This is a genomic window from Plantibacter sp. MDV22-iso1 (genome assembly GCF_058408345.1).
The window spans coordinates 238369-264145 of record NZ_JBZVDY010000001.1 but is presented as its reverse complement, the minus strand read 5'-3'; the positions used below and the strand labels follow the sequence as shown (position 1 = coordinate 264145).

General features: G+C 67.1%; 28 protein-coding genes. 17 read left to right on the top strand and 11 right to left on the bottom strand.

Annotation, left to right across the window (positions count from 1 at the left end):
• Window position 1: 1 nt before the first annotated feature.
• Both AC4PMY_RS01215 and AC4PMY_RS01210 read right to left on the bottom strand, forming a co-directional pair.
• The gene (locus tag AC4PMY_RS01215; RefSeq protein WP_491621811.1) at window positions 2-1006 is read right to left on the bottom strand and encodes a type I glyceraldehyde-3-phosphate dehydrogenase; all 1005 of its coding nucleotides are present in this window, start codon (window positions 1004-1006) and stop codon (window positions 2-4) included.
• A complete protein-coding gene (locus AC4PMY_RS01210) occupies window positions 1003-1443 on the bottom strand; it encodes a GNAT family N-acetyltransferase (protein WP_491621810.1) in 441 nt (146 codons plus the stop codon). The genes AC4PMY_RS01215 and AC4PMY_RS01210 overlap by 4 nt, the downstream gene beginning before the upstream one ends.
• A gap of 259 nt (window positions 1444-1702) precedes the next feature.
• Here AC4PMY_RS01210 and AC4PMY_RS01205 point away from each other — a divergent pair, with 259 nt between their 5' ends.
• A complete protein-coding gene (locus AC4PMY_RS01205; RefSeq protein WP_491621809.1) occupies window positions 1703-2452 on the top strand; it encodes an SDR family oxidoreductase in 750 nt (249 codons plus the stop codon).
• 99 nt (window positions 2453-2551) lie between these two features.
• On the opposite strand, the gene AC4PMY_RS01200 is transcribed toward AC4PMY_RS01205, so the two are convergent.
• The 4 genes from AC4PMY_RS01200 to AC4PMY_RS01185 form a co-directional block, all read right to left on the bottom strand.
• Entirely contained in the window at window positions 2552-3451 is a 900-nt protein-coding gene (locus AC4PMY_RS01200; RefSeq protein ID WP_491621808.1) for an RNA polymerase sigma-70 factor, read from the bottom strand.
• Window positions 3452-3577: 126 nt separating this feature from the next.
• A complete protein-coding gene (gene qcrB, locus AC4PMY_RS01195) occupies window positions 3578-5224 on the bottom strand; it encodes a cytochrome bc1 complex cytochrome b subunit (protein WP_491621807.1) in 1647 nt (548 codons plus the stop codon).
• Window positions 5225-5336: 112 nt separating this feature from the next.
• Window positions 5337-6953 carry a peptide ABC transporter substrate-binding protein gene (locus tag AC4PMY_RS01190; RefSeq protein WP_491621806.1) on the bottom strand — a complete coding sequence of 539 codons (1617 nt, stop codon included), beginning with the start codon at window positions 6951-6953 and terminating at the stop codon, window positions 5337-5339.
• On the bottom strand, window positions 6950-8416 hold the full coding sequence (locus AC4PMY_RS01185) for an NAD(P)/FAD-dependent oxidoreductase (protein ID WP_491621805.1): 1467 nt from the start codon (window positions 8414-8416) through the stop codon (window positions 6950-6952). Before AC4PMY_RS01185 ends, AC4PMY_RS01190 begins: the two co-directional genes overlap by 4 nt.
• A gap of 188 nt (window positions 8417-8604) precedes the next feature.
• Here AC4PMY_RS01185 and AC4PMY_RS01180 point away from each other — a divergent pair, with 188 nt between their 5' ends.
• Both AC4PMY_RS01180 and AC4PMY_RS01175 read left to right on the top strand, forming a co-directional pair.
• Window positions 8605-9507 carry a sigma-70 family RNA polymerase sigma factor gene (locus AC4PMY_RS01180; RefSeq protein ID WP_491621804.1) on the top strand — a complete coding sequence of 301 codons (903 nt, stop codon included), beginning with the start codon at window positions 8605-8607 and terminating at the stop codon, window positions 9505-9507.
• A gap of 151 nt (window positions 9508-9658) precedes the next feature.
• Window positions 9659-10201 carry a sigma-70 family RNA polymerase sigma factor family protein gene (locus AC4PMY_RS01175; protein WP_491621803.1) on the top strand — a complete coding sequence of 181 codons (543 nt, stop codon included), beginning with the start codon at window positions 9659-9661 and terminating at the stop codon, window positions 10199-10201.
• 58 nt (window positions 10202-10259) lie between these two features.
• Here AC4PMY_RS01175 and AC4PMY_RS01170 read toward each other — a convergent pair whose 3' ends face one another.
• Both AC4PMY_RS01170 and AC4PMY_RS01165 read right to left on the bottom strand, forming a co-directional pair.
• Window positions 10260-11000, bottom strand: a complete 741-nt coding sequence (locus AC4PMY_RS01170) for an SDR family oxidoreductase (protein ID WP_491621802.1) — start codon at window positions 10998-11000, stop codon at window positions 10260-10262.
• A gap of 2355 nt (window positions 11001-13355) precedes the next feature.
• Entirely contained in the window at window positions 13356-13781 is a 426-nt protein-coding gene (locus tag AC4PMY_RS01165; protein WP_491621801.1) for a hypothetical protein, read from the bottom strand.
• Window positions 13782-13820: 39 nt separating this feature from the next.
• Here AC4PMY_RS01165 and AC4PMY_RS01160 point away from each other — a divergent pair, with 39 nt between their 5' ends.
• The 3 genes from AC4PMY_RS01160 (at window position 13821) to AC4PMY_RS01150 (ending at window position 15550) form a co-directional block, all read left to right on the top strand.
• A complete protein-coding gene (locus AC4PMY_RS01160; protein ID WP_491621800.1) occupies window positions 13821-14372 on the top strand; it encodes a hypothetical protein in 552 nt (183 codons plus the stop codon).
• An 87-nt stretch (window positions 14373-14459) separates the two neighbouring features.
• Window positions 14460-15029 (top strand): hypothetical protein, encoded by a 570-nt coding sequence (locus AC4PMY_RS01155; RefSeq protein ID WP_491621799.1) that lies wholly within the window; start codon window positions 14460-14462, stop codon window positions 15027-15029.
• Window positions 15030-15085: 56 nt separating this feature from the next.
• Entirely contained in the window at window positions 15086-15550 is a 465-nt protein-coding gene (locus tag AC4PMY_RS01150; protein ID WP_491621798.1) for a hypothetical protein, read from the top strand.
• Between the two features lie 79 nt (window positions 15551-15629).
• Here the strand turns inward: AC4PMY_RS01150 and AC4PMY_RS01145 are convergent, their stop codons facing one another.
• Window positions 15630-16139, bottom strand: coding sequence for a hypothetical protein (locus AC4PMY_RS01145; protein WP_491621797.1), 510 nt, complete (start codon window positions 16137-16139; stop codon window positions 15630-15632).
• Window positions 16140-16345: 206 nt separating this feature from the next.
• Window positions 16346-16693 carry a hypothetical protein gene (locus AC4PMY_RS01140; protein ID WP_491621796.1) on the bottom strand — a complete coding sequence of 116 codons (348 nt, stop codon included), beginning with the start codon at window positions 16691-16693 and terminating at the stop codon, window positions 16346-16348.
• Window positions 16694-16775: 82 nt separating this feature from the next.
• Here AC4PMY_RS01140 and AC4PMY_RS01135 point away from each other — a divergent pair, with 82 nt between their 5' ends.
• On the top strand, window positions 16776-17057 hold the full coding sequence (locus tag AC4PMY_RS01135; RefSeq protein ID WP_491621795.1) for a DprA-like winged helix domain-containing protein: 282 nt from the start codon (window positions 16776-16778) through the stop codon (window positions 17055-17057).
• A 57-nt stretch (window positions 17058-17114) separates the two neighbouring features.
• Window positions 17115-18044, top strand: coding sequence for a tyrosine recombinase XerC (locus tag AC4PMY_RS01130; protein ID WP_491621794.1), 930 nt, complete (start codon window positions 17115-17117; stop codon window positions 18042-18044).
• Here AC4PMY_RS01130 and AC4PMY_RS01125 read toward each other — a convergent pair.
• Window positions 18017-18541 (bottom strand): murein hydrolase activator EnvC family protein, encoded by a 525-nt coding sequence (locus AC4PMY_RS01125; RefSeq protein ID WP_083397273.1) that lies wholly within the window; start codon window positions 18539-18541, stop codon window positions 18017-18019. The genes AC4PMY_RS01130 and AC4PMY_RS01125 overlap by 28 nt on opposite strands.
• Before the next feature lie 313 nt (window positions 18542-18854).
• Between AC4PMY_RS01125 and rpsB the strand changes: the two genes are divergently transcribed.
• The 9 genes from rpsB (at window position 18855) to AC4PMY_RS01080 (ending at window position 25746) form a co-directional block, all read left to right on the top strand.
• Window positions 18855-19778: a 30S ribosomal protein S2 gene (gene rpsB / locus AC4PMY_RS01120; protein ID WP_064295105.1), complete on the top strand. Its 924-nt coding sequence runs from the start codon at window positions 18855-18857 to the stop codon at window positions 19776-19778.
• An 18-nt stretch (window positions 19779-19796) separates the two neighbouring features.
• Window positions 19797-20624 (top strand): translation elongation factor Ts, encoded by an 828-nt coding sequence (gene tsf, locus AC4PMY_RS01115; RefSeq protein WP_064295106.1) that lies wholly within the window; start codon window positions 19797-19799, stop codon window positions 20622-20624.
• A 169-nt stretch (window positions 20625-20793) separates the two neighbouring features.
• Window positions 20794-21507: a UMP kinase gene (pyrH, locus tag AC4PMY_RS01110; protein ID WP_056006822.1), complete on the top strand. Its 714-nt coding sequence runs from the start codon at window positions 20794-20796 to the stop codon at window positions 21505-21507.
• Window positions 21508-21579: 72 nt separating this feature from the next.
• On the top strand, window positions 21580-22134 hold the full coding sequence (frr, locus tag AC4PMY_RS01105; protein WP_064295107.1) for a ribosome recycling factor: 555 nt from the start codon (window positions 21580-21582) through the stop codon (window positions 22132-22134).
• A 71-nt stretch (window positions 22135-22205) separates the two neighbouring features.
• Window positions 22206-23252, top strand: coding sequence for a phosphatidate cytidylyltransferase (locus AC4PMY_RS01100; RefSeq protein ID WP_491621793.1), 1047 nt, complete (start codon window positions 22206-22208; stop codon window positions 23250-23252).
• A 55-nt stretch (window positions 23253-23307) separates the two neighbouring features.
• Window positions 23308-23865, top strand: coding sequence for a DivIVA domain-containing protein (locus tag AC4PMY_RS01095; RefSeq protein ID WP_491621792.1), 558 nt, complete (start codon window positions 23308-23310; stop codon window positions 23863-23865).
• A gap of 75 nt (window positions 23866-23940) precedes the next feature.
• Window positions 23941-24609, top strand: coding sequence for an aggregation-promoting factor C-terminal-like domain-containing protein (locus tag AC4PMY_RS01090; protein WP_240043904.1), 669 nt, complete (start codon window positions 23941-23943; stop codon window positions 24607-24609).
• A gap of 50 nt (window positions 24610-24659) precedes the next feature.
• Window positions 24660-24950, top strand: coding sequence for an Rv1322 family protein (locus AC4PMY_RS01085; RefSeq protein ID WP_071260877.1), 291 nt, complete (start codon window positions 24660-24662; stop codon window positions 24948-24950).
• Window positions 24951-25002: 52 nt separating this feature from the next.
• Window positions 25003-25746: an alpha/beta hydrolase gene (locus AC4PMY_RS01080; protein ID WP_071260876.1), complete on the top strand. Its 744-nt coding sequence runs from the start codon at window positions 25003-25005 to the stop codon at window positions 25744-25746.
• The last annotated feature ends 31 nt before the right edge of the window (window positions 25747-25777 follow it).

Sequence of the window (25777 nt, the reverse complement as noted above, 5' to 3'; positions counted from 1 at the left end):
TTCAGTGGTCTGCGGACGCCAGGCGTGCGGCCGTCTCAGCGAGTCGCATCGAGAAGCCGGCTTCATTGTCGTACCAGGCCGCCACCGAGACCATGCCGTTGAACACCTGCGTCAGCGGAAGATCCACGATGGAGGAGTGCGGATCCCCGACGATGCGAGCCGAGGTCCACTCTTCGTCGAACACGTCGAGGATGCCCTCGAGGGGTCCCGAGGCCGCTGCCTGTCGGAAGACTTCGCGGAGATCATCGGTCGAGATATCTCGTTCCGGCATGACGTTGAGCTCGACGATGCTGCCCGTGCGCACAGGGACCCGGTAGGCCTTCCCGGTGATCTTCAGGTCTGGCCAGATGAATCCCAGCGCTTTCGCCGCACCTGAAGAGGACGGGATGATGTTCTCCGCGCCGGCCCACGAGTCCCGCCTGGACGTCATTGGCTGGTCGGTCAGCGACTGTGTGTTCGTGTAGGCGTGGACCGTTGAGAAGACGCCGAACCGAATGCCGATGCTGTCGAGGAGCACCTTGACGACAGCCGCGAGAGCGTTGGTGGTGCAGCTGGCCATGCTGATGATCTTGTGCGCATCGCTGTCGTAGTCGTCGAGGTTGATGCCCGGCAGCAGGACGGCGTCGCAATCCTCGGCGGTTTTGCTCGGTCCGCTGATGAGCACCCGCTCTGCGCCGTTCGTGAGATGCCGTTCTGCTGCTTCCCGAGTGACACCGCGACCGGTGCAATCCACGACCAGGTCGATGCCGAGCGCTTTCCAGTCCGGCACGCCGTCGATGGAGTTCACGTAGGTGATCCGTCTGCCGTCGATGGAGATGGAGGTGTCGTCGTCCGACGCGACGCCTTCCCACCGCCCGTAGTTCGTGTCGACTTCGAGGAGCGCGGCGAGGGCGCCGGCTGGGGCGATGTCGCAGATGACCGTAGGGAAGAACAGATCGTTCTGCACCGCGCTGCGCACCAGCTGGCGGCCGATTCGTCCGAATCCGTAGACGGCGATGTTGGTCATGAGGTCTTCCCTTCGATGAAGTGTCCTTCGCTGAACGCTCGTCCCGGATGCTCGACGTCGACGAGGTCCGCGTACTCCGAGTTCTGGTTGATGAACGCAGACACGAGGGGGCAGTACACGGTAACGTGCAGATCACGATCGCGCACATCGTCGAGGGCGTAGGCGATGAGTTCCCCAGCGATTCCACGCCCCCGGAACTCCGGGACGACATGGGTCGACAGGACGACGACACGGTTGTGGATCTGCTTGAACTCGATGGTCGCCACCTCGTCCTTTCCGAGGCTGGCAGCGTAGGAACGCCGAGCGTCATCGCGATAGACGACGATCTCTGATTCTGCGTCCGCGGACGGAACATCGGCGGGGTCGGAGTCCCCGACGCTGCCGATTTGTTGATGTGTCCTCATGGTTCGCTTCCCTTTCTCCAGTGGTATGTCCACGCCCGAGTTCGGCAATGCTGCGATGTGGCGATGTGGCGATGGCCCCGTGGTCTGGTGCAGCCGCCCCATCGTTCACCAGCTCTGACCGCGCTTCGGTCGGATCTGTGACGGCTCTCGCCGATCACGCTCAGTCGTCCGGAGGGAGATCGGAAGACGCCGAAGACGCCGAGCTGTCACAGCTCGGAGCTGTGGGTTGTCATCTTGAGTGTGAGCCGACGGCGCCCTGCCGCGGCCGCAGAGGGTTCTCTGGAGGTTCATCATGAAGTTCGTCGTCGTGGGCGGTACGGGTCTCATCGGCTCGACAGTCGTCAAGCAGCTCGAAGCACTCGGGCATGTGGCGGTCGCCGCGTCTCCGTCGACGGGCGTCGACACCATCACCGGTGCGGGACTCGCCGAGGCCGTCGCCGGGGCCGACGTCGTCGTCGACGTCACCAACTCGCCGTCGTTCGAGGACGGCCCGGTGCTGCAGTTCTTCACTGAGTCGACCAGACGGCAGCTCGAAGCGGAACAGCTCGCCGGCGTCGCGCACCACGTTGCGCTGTCCATCGTGGGTGTCGAGCACCCGTCTGAAGGCGGCTACTTCCGTGCGAAGGCCGCCCAGGAGGCACTCATCCGCGACTCCGGCGTCCCGTACTCGATCGTGCACGCGACGCAGTTCTTCGAGTTCATCGAGGCGATCGCCGCCACGGCGACTGACGGTGGCGCGGTCACCCTCCCGCCCGTGCAGTTCCAGCCGGTCGCGGCCGTCGACGTCGCAACACTTATCACCGAGGTGGCCGTCGAAGCGCCCATCAACGGTGTCGTCGACATCGCCGGACCCGATCGCGGCCGGTTCTCCGACATCGTCGCGCAGGTCCTCACAGCGCGCGGCGACCAGCGCACCGTCGTCGCAGACCCGAGCGCTCCCTACTTCGGAGCGCCCGTGGAGGAGACGACGCTGGTGCCGACCGCGGGACACCGGGTCGGAGCGGTCTCCCTGCAACAGTGGCTCGATTCGACGCCGCGATAGCGGCGCCCGACCTTCGGGATCGGGAGGGACGAAGTCTCGAATCCCGATTCAGGTCGTCGGTGTTCCGGCGCTCGGGAACGCCCCGAGCGCCGGAACGCGTCAGGCGTCCGCCGACGTGAGCCGACGCAGCTTGTCGGGGCTCATAAGCCACAGCAGTTGCTCGATCCCCGATGGGGACGCCGTGATCGTCACCGCCGTCGTGATGCGGCCGTCCTCGACAAGTGCCATCGCAGGCTGACCGTTGAGGCGAATCGGCTCGAGGATCTTTCCGATCCAGAAGTGGCTCGAGAACGCGGCGACGAAGGACGCCACACGGCCGCGGCCGATGACCGGTATGCGCGCTGCGAGCTTCACGCCGTTGCCGTCCGAGTAACTGACGACGTCCGCCGCGAGGATCCGCTCGAGGCCGGCGACATCCCCGTGCTGCGCAGCCACGAGGAACGCGTCGAGCAGGCGCCGCTGGTCCTCGTCCGGCACCTGCGTTCGTCGTTCGGCCCGCAGATGCTTGCGCGCACGGCTCACCAGCTGCCGGGTCGCCGTTTCGCCGCGTTGCACGACGTCCGCGATCTCCGCGTATGAGTAGTCAAACGCCTCGCGAAGGACGTAAGCGGCGCGTTCGGTCGGCGTCAGCTTCTCGAGCAACAGCAGAATGGCGAAGCTGAGCGCCTCACCCCGTTCGGCGCCAAGAGTCGGGTCGTTGCTCGTGTCCACGGGTTCCGGCAGCCACGGACCGATGTAGGTCTCGTGACGGGCGCGCGCCGACTGCAGGAAGTTGATCGCCATGCGGGTCGTCGTCGTCGCGAGGAAGGCGGCGGGCTCGCGGACGACGCTGCGGTCGTACGCCTGCCAGCGGATCCACACGTCCTGGACGATGTCTTCGGCGTCGGATGCGGTGCCGACCATCCGATAGGCGATGCCGAATAACCGGCGCCGGCAGTCGCCGAACTGCCGAGCCGCCTCGTCGAGGTTGTGCGCTGGGTGGTCGTCCTCCGTGGTCATTCCTGTCTCCATCCGTCAGCTCGCTGCGGGCCCGTCACGATGGTCCCATGAACTGAGACCGTGCAGACGGGCGATGTGTGACAACCGGGTGTTCAGGAGCGTGAGTGTGTCTTGGATCGACAAAGCTCAGCCAGGCCGAAGCCCTGGGGCATCCTCGTGTCCGCCTCCGAGTTCTCGGATCGGCTCGTGCGGGTCGCGGGCGATCAGTTCGATGCGGTCTTCGAGCATCCAGCGGGAGATCGCGCCGCGGATGCGACTCGTGACGTGCAGGCGACCGCGGTCGTCGGGCCGCGGGGCGTATGCCGCCGGATGATCCTGCTGAAGCAGCGCCCAGCGGGTATATCGATCCAGTTGCTGGTGGACTTCCACGTACTCGCCGCCCGGGAGCCGCAGGATCTGGCCGGTCTCGAAGCCGTGCAGCGCCATTTCCCGGTCGCGTCGTTGCAGCGCGACGCAGACGCTCCGCGTGATCCCTAAGCCGATCGCGGGGCCGATGAGGAGGGTGATCTGCAACACGTGGATCACCCCTTCGATCGTGAGGTGGAAGTGGGTGGCGACGAGGTCGGCACTGGCCGACACCCAGAGCACGCCGTAGAAGACGATGCCCGCGACGCCGAGAGCGGTGCGAGTCGGCGCGTTGCGAGGGCGGTCGAGGAGATGGTGGTCGCGGTGGTCACTGCTTGCCCAGTTCTCAACGAACGGGTACACGGCGACTGCGAGCAGGAAGACGCTGACGACGACCAGGGGTCCGAGGAGGGCGATCGACCATGTGTGTCCGAGGAGTTCGACCTCCCAGCCGGGCGGCACGAGGCGGAGGGCGCCGTCGAGGAAGCCGGTGTACCAGTCGGGCTGGCTCCCCGCGGAGGCGTCTCCGGGTGACGACGGGCCGTACAGCCAGATCGGGCTGATGGTGACGGTCGCGGAGACGAGCAGCAGGATGCCGCAGACGATCGCGAACAACCCTGCCGCCCGGACCGCGGCGTTCGCGAACGGGACACCGACGACGTTTTCCTCGGTGCGTCCCGGGCCGGCGAACTGCGCGGGTTGATGCACGTACCACAGGCGTACGAGGGCGAGCACGAGCGCGATGAGCAGCACGGGCACGATCGCGACATGGATCGGATACAGGTTCTCGATGATGGTGCCCGGGAACTCGCCACCGAACAACAGGGCGGACACCCACGTCCCCACGACCGGGATGGCCAGCACGATGCCCTGCACGATCCGCAGCCCTGAACCCGACAGCATGTCGTCTGGCAGGGCGTAGCCGCTCCACCCGCCGACGAGCGCGACGATGAGCAGCAGGAACAGCAGGACCCAACTCCACTGGCGGGGCCGACGGAACCCGCCGGTGAAGAACATGACGAGAACCTGCAGGATGAGCGAGGCCGGCAGCAGGAGTGCGGCCCAGTGATGGACCTGGCGGATGAGGAGACCGCCGCCGACCTCGTAACTGATGGCCATGGTCGAGGCGAACGCCTTGGACACCTCGACGCCGGCGAGCAGCGGATATCCGCCCCGGTAGATGACCGGGTCGCTCGACGGAGTGTAGAAGAACATGAGCACGACACCGCTCACGAGGAGCACGGCGAGGGCGGCCGCCGAGACGACGGCGAACAGACTCGTCGCGTGGAGTGGGATCCGACGGTGACGGAGCTCCTCGAGCGTCGCGCTGAGTGCACGGCCGGGCGCCGTCCGGGTTCGGAACGCGACCGCGGCTCGGTCGGTCCATGAGGCCCGCCTGCTGTGGGGTCTGCTTGGTCCTCTGCTCACGTCGTGCTCCTGTCCGGGTCGGCTCATCAGCTCTGACCGAACGCGGCACGCCGTTGTGACGGACCGGCAGGGTGTCCCGTGTGCTGGGCGTCACGGGCACCCTGCCGCAGTGCTACTTGGTGATCTCGCTGTAGAGCGGCACGGAGTTCCACCCGAACCGGACGTTCTCGACGCCCTCGCCGTAGCCGCCGATGACGTTCTGGTACCAGAGCGGGATGGCGGGGAGGTCGGCGAAGAGGATCTCCTGGGCGGCCTGGAACTTCGCGTTCGCGGCGTCGAGGTCGGATGCTCCGGCTCCCTCGGCGAGGAGCTCGTCGAACTCGGTGCTGGAGTAGTCGCCGTCGTTCGAGGACCCGCCCGTCGCATACAGCGGCGCCAGGAAGTTGTAGAGCCCGGGGTAGTCCGCCTGCCAACCCGAACGGAACCCGGTCTCGATCGTGCGACCCGTCACGCTGGCGCGGAAGTCACCGAAGACGGCGACCGGAACACCGGAGGACTCGATGCCGAGCGTGTTCTTGATGGAGTTGGTGACCGCGTCGACCCAGGCCTGGTGCGGGCCGTCGGCGTTGTAGGCGATCTGGAAAGAACCGTCCCACGGAGAGATCGCGTCAGCCTGAGCCCAGAATTCCTTGGCCTGATGCTCGTCGAAGACCGCGACCTCATTGCCGTCTACCTCGCTCGAGTACCCGTCGAGCACCGGAGACGTGAAGTCGGTCGCCGGGGTGCGGGTGCCCTCGAAGATCACGTCGGTGATCTGCTCGCGGTTGATCGCGTAGGAGATCGCCTGGCGACGCAGCTGGCCTTCCTCACCGCTGAAGTGCGGGAGGCGAGCCGGGATCGTGAACGACTGGAAGATCGCGGCGGGCTGGTTCACAGCGCGGTCGCCGAGGTCGTCCTGGAAGGTCGAGATCGCGGAGTCGGGGATCTGGTCGAGGACGTCGAGGTTGCCACCGAGCAGGTCGGCGTAGGCAGCGTCGAAGGACGCGTAGAAGTTGATGGTCACGCCACCGTTCTTCGGCGTGCGGCCACCGGTGTACTCGTCGTTGGTTACGAGGGCGATCGACTCGTTGTGCTTCCAGGCACCCTCGCCGTCGAGCATGTACGGGCCGTTGCCGACAGGGTTCTGACCGAACTCCTCGGTGACCTTGCCGGCCTCGTCGAACGCGGACCTCGGCAGCGGGTAGAACGAGGAGTAGCCGAGACGCAGCGGGAAGTCGGACACCGCGCTGCTCAGCGTCACGGAGAAGGTCTGGTCGTCGAGCACCTGGAGTCCCGTGAGCGGAGCACCACCCGCCGGGTCGAAGCCGGCGATGTCGCTGAAGAAGCTGGCGCTTTTCCTGAGGTTGACCACCGCGTCCTGCCACGCGTTCACGAACGACGCCGCGACGACCGGCTCGCCGTTCGTGAAGGTCTGGTCGGGCTTGATCGTGATGGTGAAGGTGATCGAGTCATCCGTCTTGATGGACTCGGCCAGGTCGTCGACCGGCTTGCCGTCGGCGTCGTAGTACACGAGACCGGCGAAGAGCTCGTCGAGGATCTTGCCGCCGCCGACCTCGTTGGTGTCGCTGGGGATGAGGCCAGACTCCGGCTCGGAGCCGTTGGTCGTGATGATGGACTTCGTACTGGCGCCATCGCTGTCACTGCTCGAACCACCTCCGACGCAGCCGGACAGGGCCAGCGCACCGATCGTGACGAGGGCAGAGACGATACCGAGACGTCTGAATATCACAGGAACTCCTTGATGGAAATGCGGGCACCGACCGACCGGGCACGTGCCCTCGGCCGGTCGAAACCCTTGATCTCCATAACGACAAGGCCGGCACCGGATCTGTGACGTGCCACTGGGGCGTGACTCAGTCGCCCCGCGACGCTGCCGCCGGAGCCGGTTCTCCGCTGGCCTCGAACGCGGCGCGGGGGTGCTCGGTTGAGCGCAGCGACACGACGTCCCGACCGAACAGCACCGCTGTCGCCCAGATCAACAGGACCCGCACCTTCCGCTGCCAGGTCGGCACCGCCAGGACGTGATACCCACGGTGCATCAACCAGGCGACGACCCCCCGTGATCACGAGACGCCGGTACTGGAAGATGCCACGCCCGAGGCCCAGAGTCGCGACGACGCCCAGGCTGTGGTGCACGTAGGGTTTCGTTCGCCGCCCCCGGATCGACGCCAGGAGGTTCTTCGCGAGCCGCTTGCCCTGGCGGACCGCGTGCTGCGCGTTCGGGACGGTCGTCGAACCTGCAGGACCGGCCAGGTCCGGGACGGCTGCGTCGTCGCCCGCGCCCCACGCGTCCTCCACCGGGTCGTCCTCGGTGCCGACGCGGAGGTCGGAGCGGACGAGGAGTCGTCCGCGAGCATCGATCGGCAGGTCCGTGTGCTTCGCGACGATCGGTGTCGAGGCGTTTCCGGCCGTCCAGACGAGCAGACCGGTGTCGAACTCCTCGCCGTTCGAGAGCACCACGTGTCCGTCGCGCGCGGACAGCAACTGCGTCCCGAGATGGATCAGCGCTCCTCGTTCTTCGAGATGACGAACCACCCAGCGTCCCGGTCCGTCGGTCACCTCCGGCAGGATCCGGCTCGCCGCCTCGACGAGGTGGAAGCGGAGTTCGGGGAAGGACAATTCCGGGTAGTGCTTGAACAGCGCGGTGGCGAGGGAGAGCAGCTCGCCGAACCCCTCGATCCCGGAGAATCCACCGCCGACGAACGTCATGGAGAGCAGGGCAGCGCGCTCGGGCCCGGCCGGGAGGGTGGCCGCGCGGTCGAAGGCGGTGAGAAGCCGGTCGCGGATCGCCACCGCCTCCTCCACGTACTTGAGTCCGATCGCGTCGTCGCGGACACCCGGGATCGGGAAGGTCCGCGTGACTGCGCCTGCCGTGACGACGACAATGTCGTAGTCGAGCGCACGGTCCGGGCCCTCTGCCGGTCGCACGGTCGCCGATCGACGATCGTGGTGGAGTTCGAGCACGCTCCCGGCGATGATCCTGGTCCGTCGCAGCTCACTCCGCAGCGAGATCGCCACGTGTCGCGGCTCGATGGACCCGGATGCGACCTCGGGGAGGAACGGTTGGTACGTCATGTACGGACGCGGATCGACGATCGTCACCTCGGCCTCGCCCCGACGGAGCCGCTTCTCGAGTCTCCAGGCGGTGTAGAAACCGGCGTAGCCGCCCCCGATGATGAGGATCCGTTGCATGATGTCCCTTTCGTCTCATCAGTACTGACCGCGCATCGCCCCCGGGTGTGACGTCACCGCGCCTCGCTTCGCTCAAGACCGTTGTCACACCCGTGGGCTCGACGTTGTCAGAGTGGTGGGCCCTGTATCGCCGAGTGCAGCGCCAAGAAGGTGAGCGGATATCAATGGGTACGACGGACGATGGGTCGGTGTCCGATCAGACGTCGACGGGCGCCGGTGCGAAGGACCTCGCGACCGCGGCTTCCCAGTTCGATCGTGTCCGTCGTCGACTCTTCGGCATCGCCTACCGCATGCTCGGGAGCGGCTCCGACGCCGAGGACGTCGTCCAGGAGGTCTGGATCCGCTGGCAGGCGTACGACCGGAGCACTGTTCTCGAACCGGCCGCACTCCTCGCGAAGACCACCACGCGCCTCTCGATCAATCATCTGAAAACCGCTCGAGCCCGGCACGAGACCTACGTCGGTCCGTGGCTCCCGGAGCCGGTCGACACGAGCCAGGATCCGGCGCTCGGTGCCGAACGCGGGGAGGCCTTGAATCTCGCGATCGTCCTGCTGCTCGAGAAGCTCACGCCGACCGAACGCGCCGCGTACGTGCTCCGTGAGGCGTTCGACTACCCGTACTCGCAGATCGCGGAGATCGTCCAAGTCAGTGAAGGTGCGTCCCGCCAACTCGTGAGCCGTGCCCGGAAGCACCTGCAGCAGGAGCGTCGGGCGAGAGTGGAGACCGGTGCGCAGCGTCGCCTTCTGAACGCCTTCCTCGCCGCCGCTCAGGCCGGAGACGTCGTCGCACTGGAGGAACTGTTCACCGCAGAGGTCGTGAGCTACACCGACGGCGACGGAACGCCGCTCGCAGCCCGGATCCCGGTGGTCGGGCGTCAACGCGTGGCGTCCTTTATCGCGGCATTCTCCTCCCACTTCTGGACCGGCAAGGTCATCGAGGTCGTCGAGCTGAACGGCCAGCCTGCGGCTCAGCTCGTGCAGGACGGTGTGGTCACGACGTCGATCGTGCTCGTCTCGTCGGCAGAGGGCGTCCGTCAGTTGCAGTGGGTCATGAGCCCCGCCAAACTCGGACGACTCTCCGCGCGTGGCTGATCGTCCCACCTTCGACCACCACCAGCGGAATCGAGCGGCGAAGATGACACGACCCGACGATCACTCCCTGGACGGCGGCGGCAGGGACGACCGTGTCGGGGACCCTGCAGATCGCGTCACCCTCGATGAGTCACTCCAACGGCTGCTGACCGTGACACTCGCCACCCTCTCGCCGGCTGAACGCATGGCGTTCGTCCTCCACGATGTCTTCGGTGTCCGGTACGGGACGGTCGCCGACGTGGTCGGCAGGACGGCGGACGAGACCCGCGCGCTCACCCGTTCGGCACGACGGCGCGTCCATCATCACTCCGGGTCGACGGCCGATGCCTCCGACCAGCGTCGCTTGCTGTCCGCCCTCGACCGAGCGTGCGCGGATGGCGACGAGGAACGGTTGATGTCCCTCCTCGACTCGGAGGTGACCGTGGTGACCGACGGTGGGGGCCGGGCAGGTAGGCCGCTCGGCACGGCGAGCGGCGTCATCGGTGCAGCGCGGCTCCTCATCGACCTGTACGCACAAAGGCCCCCACTCCGATCCGCTGAGCAATCAGTGAACGGTGAGTCCGGGCTGCTGTTGCGTCGGCATGACGAGGTTGTGGGGGTCCTCGCCTTGGCTGTGCATCGTGGGAAGATCACCGAGGTCTGGCTCGTCGTCAACCCGGACAAGCTCCGGCAGTGGAACGCCGGAGGGGCCTGAAGTGAACCTGTGCCGTGACGTCGGACGGGCTCACGCGAGTGAGGCGAGTCGAGAGAGCTCACTGGACTTCCAAACGCCGAATCGTATGGAGAACGTGCACGAAGCTCGCGTTGGCAGGAGCGCCCTCTCGTCCAGCTTCATCCCCTGGTATCGCGCTCGAGGGTCGGAGGACGGTGTCTTCGCGACCGACGACTCGTCGGAGCAACGCGTCGAGACGGAACGTCTCGGGCCCGGCCACCTCCACGATGCGATCTAGCGGTGGGGCCAGGGCCGCTGCAACCAACTCAGCGGACACGTCGTCCGCAGCCATCGGCTGTGCGAGCACGCTTGGCACCCTGATCTCTCCTCCGTGACGCAGCGATTCGGCGATGTCGACCAGCTGTTCGAAGCACTGGGTCGCGCGGACGATCGTGAAGGGCTGGCCAGACTCCTGAACCAACTCCTCCCGATGGCGCCTTGCGGCGAGGTATCTCGGCAGTGGCCCACTGTGCCGGTCCGCGCCCACGACGGAGAGTGCCACGCGGCGACCGATCCCAGCCTCGGAGCGCTGCAGCAGGCTGGGAAGGGAATGTTCGAGTGGCGTCGCCAGGTCGGATGCAGTAGCGCGTCCGGACCATGACGTGTCCACGAGCACTTCGGTGTCCCGCAATGTTCTGACCAGCTCAGACGCAGCGTGGGAGTCGAGGTGGGGCGGAAGCGCAGGAGAGATGGCCTCGTGCCCGTGTGCGTGCAGCAGAGCTATGACTTTCGAGCCGATGACACCGAGGTTTCCGGTGTTCCCGATGACGGCGATCTTCATGTCAGACCTTCCCTTCATCGAGCGAATGCTGAGCAAGGACCGTCCATCATTCGCCGAACGGAGGTCATCAGCTCTGACCAGGAGGCGCGTGCGCCTGTGACGGGGATCCTGCCCGCGGCGACTTTCCGCGATGGAGTCACATCGGCACACCGGGCGGGGTCATAGCTGTTGTAAGACACCTCCACTCCCGACCGCAGGCACAAGCAGGGTCGGGACCGACGCAAGGAACAGGGGCATCATGTCACAAGGATTCTCGACCCACCGCAAGATCGAATTCGAGTACCCGGACGCAGCCGGATATCCAGACGGCACTGGGACGCTGTATGAGGGAACTGACGAAGACGACCGCGAAATCGATGGCACTCAGCGCGCAGTGTCCTCGGACGGTGATTCCAGAGACGACTGATCCGAGCCTTGAGACGTTCGAGGAAATCATGTCCTCTCCACGAACACCGCTTGCGATCGCCTCGCATGGTCGAGCGCCTTCGCCGTCCGGCACGTCGCTGCGTCGAGTGACAACCGTTCTCTGGGACTGGTTGTCGCGTCCGAATCATGGGGGAGCTGTTCGTTCTTTCCGTCGCGCGGCGTTCGAGCAGGATCCATCCGCTCTCAGAGGTTTGCTCGACCCGTCCGTTCTCGTCGCGGTGCAGTCCGCGGACTCAGCTGGACATCGCGTCCGAGTCGTCCGCGGACTCGACGATGCTGTGACGTTGCTGCTGCATGGGATGGGGCGCAGAGACGGCCTGACCATCATGGAGAGGCCCGTCGACGGGCAAGCCGGCCTCATCCTTGAAGATGACAACGGGCCGTTCGCATCCGTGTACCTGGACTATTCGGCAGGTCTCGTGACCATTGTGTACATCCGATTGCAACCGACCCGCCTTCACCATTGGCGTACTACATAGTTTCGCGCCGCCGGTCGTTCACTCGGGCATACGCATCGTGACATGAGTTCAGAATTTCAATAGGGATGTTAGTCAGGTCGCGGTAGCCAGTATGGAAGTGGTCTCAGGCAACGTGCTGGGCCGTCAACGTCGGCGCCTGCTGCGCCGTGCAGGGCATGGAACTCGACTTGCATGTTAGGGCCGGAGATGGAGCTCAGCGGACGACGCCTAAATCGCGATTTTTGTACTTGATTGTCGAACTGATTGGCGCGACGAAGGATGGACGCGGGGTCGAACAGTCACGGCGCCGGAGGCCGGCGCCGTGCTAGTCCCAATCGCTGGTCGTAGCTCTAGCGGACAGGTTCTCAGTGTTGGACCGGTTGCTGTCTTCGGCCGCAGAACCGGTCACGATCGCGGAGGAGGGTCGGTTGCTGGCGAACACGCCGAACAAGCCGACCAACGCTGGTTCGCCCACGTGGATCACCATCGCTCGGCTGGGTGTCACCGTCTTTCATGCCAAGTTTGTTGTGGCATTGGATCAATGCACAGGCGAGTCAGAGCTCGCTGTCGGCCGCCAGTCACACCAAGGAAAATGCCAGCACCGGTTCACCAACTGGCTGCAGGCGTCGGCGGCGGCGTGGTCTGTTTGCTGGCCGCGCTGCGGCCGACCCGCAAGCAACGGGCTACCTCAGGCGCCGTCGCCTCCGCCCTTCGCGGCTAGGCGCCTCTTGCGCCGGCGATGATGTCGCCGAGCACGTTCGGAGGGTCCTCCGCTGGACCAACCCGGTTCGGCTGGCGCGGCGAAATTGCCTTCTTGGTAGGTTCGAGTATGGGGAACTTCAATGAGGAACGCGACCGGGATCCGCAGCTTCCAACCGGTGAGGCAGCGCCGCCGCCCTCGCCTGGCGACGCTGGACCGCTCTCCCAAGGAGTGTTTCCAAACCTTGATCGGGTTTCGCGGGAGTCTCTTCGAAAGGGTACCTTCAGCCGCCGTCGAGTCATCCGCGCCGCGATCGGGTTCCTGATCGTCGTGATAGTGATCGTGGGGATCGTCTGGTACACCTGGCCGGTTCGGTAGAGGTCCGTGACGATCAGGGCGTGCTGAGCTCAGATCGCTCCACGAGGATCTCGGCCCTCGTGCGTGGATCCGAGAACATGGATGCGTCGCCCTGAACGTAGACACCGCCGCAGTCGCCTGAGCCGCCGAAGCCTGCCGTCACGACGCCGTCCGCGCGAGGCGGGTTAAAGGTGACGCTCACAGCTCCCGACGTGCAGCCCCACTGTCCGGCTACGGCAGTCCAGGGACTTCGCTCCACCAGGAGGCTCGGTCTTGCCAGGCTCGGCGAGTGTTCGATCGAAACCGTATGCCCTGTAGCCCACCTCGGTGGCCACTTCGAATTCGATCACAGCGCAGATCGAGGTCGGCCGCAGCGGCTGTCCGTCGTGCCCGACGATTCTTCGCCAGGCTCGCTCAGCCCTCGAGGCAGGCCTTCGCCTCGTCGACGCCGTCCTCGGCCACCGAGAACTCCTCGCCGTTCATCTGGTGCGGCCACACGGTGAACTCGGCCGCGAAGCTGTCGATGGCGACCAAGGGCCCGGAACCGGGAGTGAGCGAGCTGCCGATGCCCCAGACGCCGACCGCGGGTTCGTCCTCGAACCCCGGCGTCGTGAAGCTCATCGCGACGATGTAGACGTCGCCGCGCTCGATGGACTTCACGGCGCCGGCGCTGATCGGGGTGATCGCGGGACCATCGTTGGCGCCGTCCGCGATCGCGCTCAGCAGCTCTGGCGGAACGGTCTCGCACGGGCGGCCGTCGCCGGCGTTGCCACCGGAGCAGCCAGTGAGCAGGAGGAGCGCTGCAGCGAGCACAGCGACGGGCGTGACGAACTTGGGCATGAGCCCCATTATGCCGAGAGGCGTCGATACGCTGAGGCCGTGACGCTCGCCGAAGACCCCTGGTACCAGCAGCTCCGCATGCAGTGGAAGCCGGACCACATGAAGCTCCTCCTGGTCGCCGAGTCGGCACCCGACTCCGGAGCTGCCGCGGCAACGGAGCGCCGCTTCTTCTACGCGCCGACCGTCTCCCGTGCCGACAACCTGTTCCGCGGCGTAGTCCTCGCCCTGTACGGAGCGAAGGTCGCCACCGGTGACGACCGCACGCCGTGGCTCACGCGGTTGCGCGATGACGGGGTCTGGTTGATCGACCTCGCACCGTACCCGGTGAACAAGCTCTCGTCCGGCGATCGCCGACGGGCTCTCCTTGAGCACGCGCCGGTGCGCACCCGCGAGATCCTCGACCTCGCCCCTGACGGGATCGTGATCTGCCACGCGCCCACGTTCCGGGCGCTGGCGCCGGCCCTCGTCGCAGCAGGGGCTCCGCTGCTGCACGACGAGGCGATCCCGTTCCCGCTGGGGAACTTCAGGGCGCGCTTCGCCGCAGAGGTGCGTGAGGCGGTTGCACCGTTGGGACTAAGTGGGCTGCGGTGATCGCGACTGCTTGGACGGTCGAGCCGTGCGCCGATGATGTTGAAGCGGCCGAACGGCTCAGCAACCGTGCCGGGAATGAGTGATGACATGACCGATCCTGACTTTGAATCGCTGACCGCGTCGCGGTGGACGCCACAGATTCCCCGGCCGACCGGGATAGTCGTCCTGGCGTACGTCATCGTCGCCCTAGCCTGGTTTCCTCTCGTGGGCTCGGTACTGCGCCGGTTGAACTGTCGGGCTTCGGCCTACCAGGGGGATGCGCAACCGCTGTACTCCATCGGCTTGACCGTGATCGCCATCGTTTGCTGGCTCTGGGTGCAGCACCGCTCGACCAAACACGTGAAGACCCGTTCCCGGAGGTTTGTCGTCCTGATGGCCGGGTTCTTCGCGATTGGCTTGGTGCCCATCGCTCTTCTTGTGGTCAGTCCGATAACGCCCTACGTCGCCGCCGCTCGCATCGACTGTGGCACGTCACAGGACGACCTCATCGGACTCGCGCTATATCTGCCCTTGCTGTCGCTGCTCGTCACTCAACTGGTCAACCCGGCAGGCACGAAGCCCTCGCTCATGCGCTGGATCATCGCCGGTTCTGCTCTTGCAGCGATCTGGAGCGCCTACGTGCTCATCGTTCAGCCGTGGCCGCCAGCTGGCCCCTGAGGCACGTCGCGCGCAGACGATCTGTCCGAAGTCAGGCGATCACTATGCTGAGCGACATGCACAGCACCATCACCAAGCGCGTCGCCGCGCTCACACTGCTCACCGCCGTCGCCTTCGGCTCGGCCGCGTGCTCCTCCGGCGCCAACACCAACGAGCCGGGGACCCCTGCCGCGCAGGCAACCACCGAGGCTCCGAGGCCCGTCGACCTGACCGGCGAGTGGAAGCAGACGAACTCCAACAGCCCCGACAGCTTCCAGACCGCGACCATCACCGGCGACACCATCGAGGTCTACTGGGTCGCGACCGACACGAAGTCGCTCTACTGGGCAGGAACCGTTGGCGCGCCGGCCGACGCGTCGCAGTCGTTCACCTGGGACTCGGCCAACGACACCTCGAAGACCGAGAGCGCCATCATGGCCGCCGGTGACGCAACGAAGACGTTCACCTACGAGAACGGCGAGATGTCCTACGAGGTCACCGCGCTCGGCACCACCATGACCGTCCGCCTCGAGCGCGAATAACTCGCGCCTCGATCACCGCACCACCGCGCCCCATCAGACGTGATCGTCTGATGGGACGCTTCGCTTTTCGAAGGCGCGATCAGCCGCGCGGGACCTGCAGCTCGACGAGCCGCGGGTCATCGAGCTCATACGTCAAGTGCCCGTGCGCCGCGGCGTCGATGCAGACGACGGCGTCCGTGCGTCGGATGCAGCCCAGGTCGAGGAGGTCTATCGCCTCCGCCCTCGAGTACGAGGTGAACGACCCAGCCGTCGGGTGCTCCTGGATGCCGAGGATCCACTGTTCGGCCGTGCCACATTCGTCGAACGTCGCGAGGAGGGCCACCTCGCTCTCGGATGGTTCGTTCTCTGCGGCGATCATCGCGTTGCTGCATGCGCCAGAGAGACGGGGCCCGGCTGCGTCCTCCGCGGAGGACGACGCACGATTATTCGCTGCGATCGACTGCACGGTGATGCTGAGGGCAATCACGCCGAGCACCGTCAGGCCTGCCCCGATCTTCAAGCGACGGTCCCAACGCACTGCGACTGCCGCGGTCGAAGCCGCCGCCGCAGCATCCTCAGCATCGAGCTCGCGCTCGATCGAAGCCTGCATCCGTCGCTCGGAAGCAGACGGCAGGTTGGGGTTGCGCTGACCAGCCTCGAGTCGAGGGGTGTACTTTCTGGGCTCCCAGGCCGCGCCGACCCACCAACGCTCGGAGTTAGCCTCCTCTGGATCAGGGTACCAGTCAGCAGGCGGCGGGGGCGGAGGAGCTGCGGACATAGCGGGAAGCCTAGCGAACGGGCGCGGAGCCGGCCCTCTTACTCGCGGCTTCGACCGGCTCGGCGCGGGAGCTTGGCCATGACCCAGTACCCGGCAAGAAGAACGAGCGCCGTGACGATACCCGCCCCGGCGGCGTAGAGACCGACGAACGCTAAGAAAATGCCGCCGCCGATAGACGGTGCCGTCAGCTCATCCGCTGGTGGCTCGAGCTGCGCCAGCAACGGTGCGTTGAACAGCATGACGCAGACGCCGAGCATGTAGACCAGGACCATGGTGACGAGGACTCCGATGGCGACTCGCCTGCTGCCCACGAGGAACTGCATCGCTGCCCAGATCGCGAGAACGATGCCGATCGGGATCAGGATGAGGACACAGGAGTCAGTCATTGGTCCTCAGGGTATCCGGCGCACAGCATCCGGCGTTGAATCCGGCCCGGTCACGAGTCCGTCGTCGGCTGGCTGTCACCGGTTGATCCGTGAGTACGCCGCCACGTGCGTGACGAACGCCGCGCAGATGGCGGAGCTCGCCGGGTGGACCGCGGTCGATGCGGACGCGCAGGCGTTCGCCTCCCCGGAGGAACGCCGGGTCCGTGATGTGATGAGTGCGCGCTCGCCACGCACCGTCGAGGCGCTCGCGACAGCGAGTGGTCTGAGTCCTCGCGAGGTCACCGGCGTGCTCGGTGCGCTCGATCTCGCCGGGGCCGTCGAGGAACGGGAGCGCGGGTGGGTGCTCGTCGGGGGACGGGCGTGAGGTGATCGCTCGGCGGGGGAAGGCCACGGCGTCGGACGCGTGGGGCATGCTGTCCACGTGGACATCTGGAGCAGCATCGACGGGTTCTCGGAGCACCTCGCTTCCGAGCGTCGGCTGTCGCCGCAGACCGTTCGCGCCTACGCCTCCGATCTTCGGCAGCTCGCCGACTTCGCCACCGGACGCGACGTCGAGCTCGTCGACGGCGTGACGCTGGACCTCCTCCGCGACTGGCTCTGGGCCGCTTCCGAGGCCGGCTCGTCCAAGGCGACGCTCGCGCGACGCACCGCCACGGCGAAGGCCTGGAGCGCCTGGCTCCTCCGCACCGGCAGGGTCGATTCGGACGTCGCAGCACGTCTCCGGAGTCCGAAGACGGGTCGGACCCTGCCACGCGTCGTCGGCCGGGGCCCGTTCGACGACCTCCTCGCGGGGCTCGAGGACCGCGCCGCATCGGGGGAGCCGAACGCCCTCCGCGACCTCGCCGTCGTCGAACTGCTCTACGCCTCGGCCCTTCGCGTGTCCGAGCTGTGCGGACTCGACCGGGACGACCTCGACCTCGACCGACTCACCGTCCGGGTCACGGGCAAAGGCGACAAGGAGCGGGTCGTGCCGTTCGGCGTCCCCGCTCAGTCGGCGATCGTCGACTACCTCACGAGCGCCCGCCCGCAGCTGGTCGCCCGTGCAGCCGCGAACGACCGCGGACCGACGCCCGGCGCAGCCCTCTTCCTCGGCACGCGCGGAGGGCGGCTCGGCCCGCGCTCCGTCTACACACTCGTCGCCCGGCTCCTCGACGCCGTGCCCGGCGGCGGTCCGGCAGGGCCTCACGCCCTGAGGCACACCGCCGCGACGCACCTGCTCGACGGAGGAGCGGACCTCCGCGCGGTCCAGGAACTGCTCGGCCACGCGAGTCTCGCGACGACGCAGATCTACACGCACGTCTCCGTCGAACGCATCAAGGAGAGCTACCGCAACGCCCACCCGCGGGCCTGAGCCCCCGCCGTCGCGGTCAGCGGGAGCAGGACGGCCGGTGGCACCTCGCCGAGCAGCAGCATCGGATTGACGTAGACGCCGTCGCGCCGCACCCCGAAGTGCACGCAGCCGTCGGCGCAGTGTCCGCCGACGCCGACGGTCCCGATCGATGCCCCGCGGGTCACCGGACTGCCGACCTCGACCGAACCCACCACCGGCTCGATGCTCGAGACGTGTCCGTCGTCGTGCCGGATCACGACGAGCGGTCGGTCGACCACCGTCCCGCTGAACGTCACGACGCCGGCGGCTGCTGCAACGACCGGTTGACCGGGCGATGCGGCGATGTCGACACCCCGGTGGCCGGCGCTGTACGGGTCGGGCGGCGCGACGAACGGCTCGGTGACGACGTGCGGGGGAGCGATCGGCCAGCTCCAGGCCGGCGCCGCCCCAGACGTGCTCACGGGTGCGAGGAGCACCAGACAGGAGATGAGGAACCAACTGGCGATCGAGGTCATCATGATCCGAGCCTGACGGGCTGGGGAAAGCGAGGGCGGGTGGGCGCCTCGGAGCGGGGAGACGGACGTGGCCGGACGGGCTGTGGAGCGCCGTCATCACGGTGGCCTGATGCTATGCTGAACGGAGCACCTCGCTCGTCGGGGTGACTACGCGTGCCATTTCGGCCACCACTTCCAATCGGTCCTCGCTCTCCGGAGCGTGGCGGACGTGCGCCGGGCACCAGGGACGAGGCCATCCGGTCCGTCAGACAACCGAGGCACTCCCACCCGTCCGCGTCAGCGGTGCGGTGGCGAGCGCAGAACAGGAGAACGGCTCATGGCCGTCGTAACCATCCGCCAGCTGCTCGACAGCGGCGTGCACTTCGGGCACCAGACCCGCCGTTGGAACCCGAAGATGAAGCGCTTCATCTTCACCGAGCGTTCCGGCATCTACATCATCGACCTGCAGCAGTCGCTCGGCTACATCGACCAGGCCTTCGACTTCGTCAAGGAGACGGTCGCCCACGGCGGCACCATCCTCTTCGTCGGCACGAAGAAGCAGGCGCAGGAAGTCATCGCCGAGCAGGCGACGCGCGTCGGCCAGCCCTACGTCAACCAGCGTTGGCTCGGTGGCCTCCTCACCAACTTCCAGACGGTGTCGAAGCGACTCGCCCGCATGAAGGAGCTCGAGGAGCTCGACTTCGAAGACGCCTCCAAGAGCGGCTTCACCAAGAAGGAACTCCTCATCAAGAAGCGCGAGCTGGACAAGCTCCACAAGTCGCTCGGTGGTATCCGCAACCTCTCGAAGACGCCGTCGGCGCTCTGGGTCGTCGACACCAAGAAGGAGCACCTCGCGATCGACGAGGCGCGCAAGCTCGGCATTCCGGTCATCGGCATCCTCGACACCAACTGCGACCCCGACGAGGTCACCTACCCGATCCCGGGTAACGACGACGCGATCCGTTCCGTCGGCCTGCTGACGCGCATCATCGCCGACGCCGCCGCCGAGGGTCTCATCCAGCGCCACCAGAAGCCGACCGAGGGCGACGCCCCGGCCGAGCCGCTCGCCGAGTGGGAGCAGGAGCTGCTCCAGGGCGGCGAGCAGGGTTCCGCCGAGACCGAGAAGGTCGCCGATGAGGCGATCGCCGCAACCGACGCCGTCGAGGCAGCCCCGGCTGTCGAAGACGTCGAGGTCGCTGCAACCGAGTCCGCCGCCGACGCCGAGGGTGCAGCTGCCGCCGTCGTCGCCGACGAGAAGTAATCAAGGAGGACACCAGCAATGGCCAACTTTTCTCTCGCTGACCTGAAGGTGCTGCGCGAGCAGCTCGGCACCGGCATGGTCGACACCAAGAACGCACTCGTCGAAGCCGATGGCGACGTCGAGAAGGCGACCGAGATCCTGCGTCTCAAGGGTGCGAAGGGCAACGCGAAGCGTGCCGACCGCTCCACGAGCGAGGGCCTCGTCGCCGCGAAGGAGAACGGCGACACCGCCACGCTCATCGAGCTCGCCTGCGAGACCGACTTCGTCGCGAAGGGTGAGAAGTTCCTCGCTCTGGCCGACCTCGTCCTCGACGCAGTCGTCGCCGCCGGCGCGACCACCGTCGAAGAGGGGAACGCGGCTCCGGCCGACGGCAAGACCGTCGCCGAGGTCATCGCGGACTCCGCTGCGATCATCGGTGAGAAGTTCGAGCTCCGCCGCCTCGCGGTGGTGCACGGTGAGCACTTCGCCGTCTACCTCCACAAGACCAACAAGGACCTGCCCGCGCAGGTCGGCGTGGTCGTCGGCTACACGGGCGACGACGCGGAGACGGCTCGCAGCATCGCGCAGCACATCTCGTTCGCCAACCCGTCCTACCTCAGCCGCGACGACGTCCCGGCCGACGAGGTCGAGAAGGAGCGCGAGATCGTCACCGAGATCTCGAAGAACGAGGGCAAGCCCGAGGCTGCGCTGCCGAAGATCGTCGAGGGCCGCGTGACCTCGTACTTCAAGCAGGTCGCGCTCCTCGAGCAGGACTACGCCAAGGACAACAAGCTGTCCGTGCAGAAGGTGCTCGCTGACGCGGGCCTCACCGTGACCGGGTTCGCCCGCTTCAAGGTCGGCGCGTAGCAGTTGTGACGGGGTCCGGATCGCCAGTGGCGATCCGGACCCCTTTGCGTGCGCGGGCATACCCGTGCACGTGGGATCGGTGACGATCCGGTCAGTGAGTCGACCACTGTCGCGGACAGCGGGCGGCTCCTGACGCTAAGTTGTGTGAGGGACGAGGAAGGACAGGCGGATGCCGGAGAAGAAGCGCAGGGTACTGCTCAAGCTGTCAGGTGAGGCGTTCGGAGGCGGCCAGTTGGGCGTCAACCCCGACGTGGTCGGGTCGATCGCCCGCGAGATCGCTGAAGCGACCGCCGAGGTCGAGGTCGCAGTGGTCGTCGGAGGCGGCAACTTCTTCCGCGGAGCCGAGCTCAGCCAGCGCGGCATGGACCGCGGCCGAGCCGACTACATGGGCATGCTCGGAACGGTCATGAACGCCCTGGCGCTCCAGGACTTCCTGGAACAGGCCGGCGCCGCCACGCGCGTGCAGTCGGCCATCGCCATGACGCAGGTCGCCGAGCCCTACATCCCGCTCCGTGCCGAGCGACACCTCGAGAAGGGTCGCGTCGTCATCTTCGGAGCGGGCGCCGGACTCCCGTACTTCTCGACCGACACCGTCTCGGCACAGCGCGCGCTCGAGATCGGAGCCGTCGAGGTCCTCGTCGCTAAGAACGGCGTCGACGGCGTCTACACCGCCGACCCCCGCGTCGACCCGACGGCGACGAAGATCGACACCATCTCCTATCAGGAGGCGCTCCAGCGCGGCCTCAAGGTCGTCGACTCGACGGCCTTCAGCCTCTGCATGGACAACGGCATGCCGATGCGCGTCTTCGGCATGGAGCCGGCCGGCAACGTCACGGCGGCCATCCGCGGTGCCGCGATCGGCACCCTCGTCACCTCCGCGTAGGCGGCAGGGCGGCCAGGCCGAGGCCCGCCGCCCGACTAGACTGAACCCAGTAATGCAATCAAAGGAGTGCTCGTGATCGCGGATGTCCTCTCGGATGTTGGTACCCGGATGTCGAAGGCCGTCGAGGCCGCGAAGGATGACTTCGCCACGGTGCGTACGGGTCGCGCCAACCCCCAGCTGTTCCAGAAAGTCCTGGTGAGCTACTACGGCACGCCGACGCCGCTGGCGCAGCTCGCCTCCCTGCAGAACCAGGAAGCGCGCACGATCGTCGTGACGCCCTACGACAAGTCCGCACTGCGCGACATCGAGCAGGCGATCCGCGACATCCCGAACCTCGGCGCCAACCCGACGAACGACGGCACCGTCATCCGGGTCACCATGCCCGAGCTGACCGCTGAGCGTCGCAAGGAATACGTGAAGATCGTCCGCGGCAAGGGTGAAGACGCGAAGGTGTCCATCCGCAACATCCGTCGCAAGGGCAAGGACGACCTCGAGGCGCTCAAGAGCGAGGTCGGCGACGACGACGTCGCACGCGGCGAGAAGGAGCTCGAGGCCGTCACGAAGTCGCACATCGACGCCGTCGACGCCGCGCTGAAGGCCAAGGAGACCGAGCTGCTCTCCATCTGAGCTGCTGTCCCACCGCTGATTCCGTTCGCCGACCGGTCCCTCGACCGACGGCACGCCCGCTGGAGGTACCTGTGGAAGACGATGTCGCTCCCGGGCGATCGAGCGATCCGTCGAAGCCCGAACCCGGCCGGTCCGGCAAGTCGGGTTCGCAGGAGTTGCGGTCCCAGCTGAAGGACCGCCGCGCGAAGTTCGAGCGGCAGGTCGACGCCAAACGTGCCGACATCGAACGGCAGGTCCAGGCGACGAAGGCGCAGTTCGACGCGACGAACGAACGCATCGAGGCGCGGGTCGGCCGCAATCTCGTGAACGCCATCCTCATCGGGGTGGCCGCGGGCGGCATCATGCTCGTGAGTCTGATCATCTTCAAGGTGATCTTCGTCGTCCTGGCCTCGGCCGTGGTGGCGTTCGCCACGCTGGAGCTGCGGAAGGCCCTCGAGCAGACCGGGCGCCGGGTGCCGGCGATCCCGACCGTCATCTCGGCCGTCGCGATGCAGCCGGCGGCGTTCTTCCTCCACGACGTCTGGCGTTGGTCCGTCGTCCTGCTCGGCATCCTGCTCGTCATCGTCTGGCGCGTGGCCGAGCAGGCCATCGCTTCGAAGCGGACCGACCTTCCCACGCTCGTCCGCGACCTCGCGTCCGGGACGTTCATCCAAGTCTACGTCCCCTTCCTCGCCTCCTTCGCCGTGTTCCTGGTCGCCCAGCCCGAGGGCGAGTGGTGGACGCTGGCGTTCTTGATCCTCGTCATCTGCGTCGATGTCGGCGCCTACGTGAGCGGCCTGTCGTTCGGCAAGCACAAGATGGCGCCGGTGATCAGCCCGAACAAGACCTGGGAGGGCTTCGCCGGGGCGGGTGTCGTCGCGGTCGTGGCCGGTGTGCTGCTCGCGATCCTCATGCTCGGTGTGCCGTGGTGGGTCGGTCTCCTGCTCGGCCTGCTGCTCCTCGGCAGTGCCACGGTCGGCGACCTCGCCGAGTCGCTCATCAAGCGCGACATCGGCGTGAAGGACATGAGCTCGTGGCTGCCGGGACACGGGGGATTCCTCGACCGCCTGGATTCGATCCTGCCGTCGGCGGTCGTCGCCTACGTGGTCTACCTGCTGTTCGGCGGACTCGCGGTCTGAGTCCCGGCTCGGTCCGATTTCGCCCGATCAGCCCCTCATGGGGGAGAATGGTCCGGTGAGCACGATCTTCCCCACCTCAAAACGTTCGAAGCGTGGCTACGATCCGGCCGAGGTCGACGAGTTCCTCAACCGCGCTCGCGCCGCCTACGGGCAGGACACCGACGCCGACGCCGACGCGATCCTGAGCGCGGAGGACATCCGGCACGTGGCGTTCCGGCTCGTCCGGGGTGGCTACAGCACCGAGCACGTCGACGCGGCGCTCGAGCGACTCGAGGACGCCTTCTCGCTCCGCGAGCGGGAACGGTCGGTCGAGGAGCGCGGCGCCAAGGAGTGGCTGCGCGACGCCCGCGGCACCGCGCAGGTCATCCTCAACCGGCTGACGAGGCCGGAGGGCCAACGGTTCCAGCGCGTGAGCCTGCTCGCCCGCGGCTACAGCCGGAAGGACGTGGACGCCCTCGCGGACCGCCTCGTCGCCTACTTCCACGACGGCACACCGCTCAATGTCGACCGCGTCCGCACGGCCGTCTTCCGCAACGAATGGGCCGGATACCGCGAGTCGCAGGTCGACGCACTGCTCGACAGCGTCGTGGACGTCATGCTGGCGGTTCGCTGAGCGTCGGTCGACCAGGTGGCCTGATCAGGCATTCTCGGCTACCATCGATGCATCGTGCCTCAAGACTCAACTGACGTGACCCCATGGAAACCATCAGCCCAGCCGAACACCGGTAAGGCGGTTCAGTCGTACCGTCGTCCGCGCTCTCGCGGCAAGAAGGTCCTCGGGATCTTCGCCGCGACGGCTGCATTCGGCTTCGTGGCCGTGACGATGGTCGATCCGACTTCGAGCGTCGTGGCATCCTCCTACGCGGAGAAGCAGGCGCAGTTCGGTGGTAACGCCGCGCAGTCCGTCGTCGCAAGCTCGAACTACCAGTACACCTTCGCCCGCGACAGCTACGAGGTCGTCGCTCCGCCGCCGCCTCCTCCCGTGGCGACGCCGGCGGCCACCGGCGGAGGTTCCTCGTCCACGGGTAGCGCTCCCGCGGCAGGCACGCCCGACCCGGGTACGGCCCAGGCCATCGCCTACGACATGGTCATGGCCAACGGCTGGGGTGAGGGCGAGTACAGCTGCCTCGTGTCGCTGTGGAACCGCGAGTCGGGTTGGAACGTGTACGCCTACAACGCCAGCTCCGGTGCCACGGGCATCCCGCAGGCGCTTCCCGGCTCCAAGATGGCCTCGGCCGGAGCCGACTGGGCCACCAACCCCGCGACGCAGATCACCTGGGGTCTTGGATACATCACGAGTCGGTACAGCACGCCGTGTGGCGCGTGGGCCCACTCGGAGTCCAACGGCTGGTACTGACCGGAACCGCCTCCCGACACGGTCGTGGAGGCTGAGCCTAGACTTGACCCATGCCCCGACACCACCGCCACCGGCCACGGCCCGGCGACGACGAGGGTAACGGTCTCGAACGGCTGATGGCAGGGTGGAAACGCACCGAGGACCATCGAGACGGGTCATGGTTCGTCCAGCCCGTCAGCGGTTCCAGTGCGCAGAAGACCTACGTGTGTCCGGGATGCGGACAGTCCATCCCGCCCGGCACCGCACATGTGGTGACGTGGCGCGCCGACGGGGTCCTGGGCGACCAGGCCGACATCGCTGCCCGGCGGCATTGGCACTCCCACTGCTGGCGGATCCGGTGAACGCCCGCACGCCGCGAATCGACCCGACCACACTGCCCCGGAGGACTGACTCATGACCGACACCATCGAGATCCGTGGTGGCGCCGAGCTCCCCGCCGTCCGCGAGGAGATCGAGCTGCACACGGCCGACGGCCTGACCCTCGTCGGCGAGCTCGCGGTGCCGGCCGATGGCGAGATCGTCGCGACCCTGGTGACGCTCCACCCGCTGCCGACCGCCGGCGGGTTCATGGACTCCCATGTGCTGCGGAAGGCCGCGGCGCGCCTGCCTGCGCTCACGGGGATCGCGGTGCTCCGCTTCAACACCCGCGGCACCTCGTCTCCTCGAGGGACGAGCGACGGCGCCTTCGACGGCGGCGTCGGGGAGCGGGCCGACGTCGAGGCCGCGCTCGCGTTCGTGGCCGAGCGCGGGCTTCCGCACCCGTGGATCGTGGGATGGTCGTTCGGGACCGAGCTGGCCCTGAAGTACGGGCGCGACCCGGCCGTCGACGGAGTGATCCTCCTGTCTCCGCCGCTGCACCGCACGACGGAGGACGAGCTCCGGGCATGGGCCGGCGACGACCGGCCGATGGTCGTCCTCGTGCCCGAGTTCGACGACTACCTCCGACCCGCGGAAGCGGCGGAACGGTTCGGCGTCCTCCCCGGGGTCACGCTCGTCCCGGTGGACGGCGCCAAGCACCTGTGGGTGGGGGAGAGCCAGACCCGACGCGTGCTCACCGAGATCGTCGCTGCAGTGCGTCCCGAGGCGCTGCCGCTGCCGACCCACTGGCCGGCTCCCGGCCTCCCAGCGGCCGTCTAGCCGCCTCTCAGTCATTTCCGATAGCCTGAAC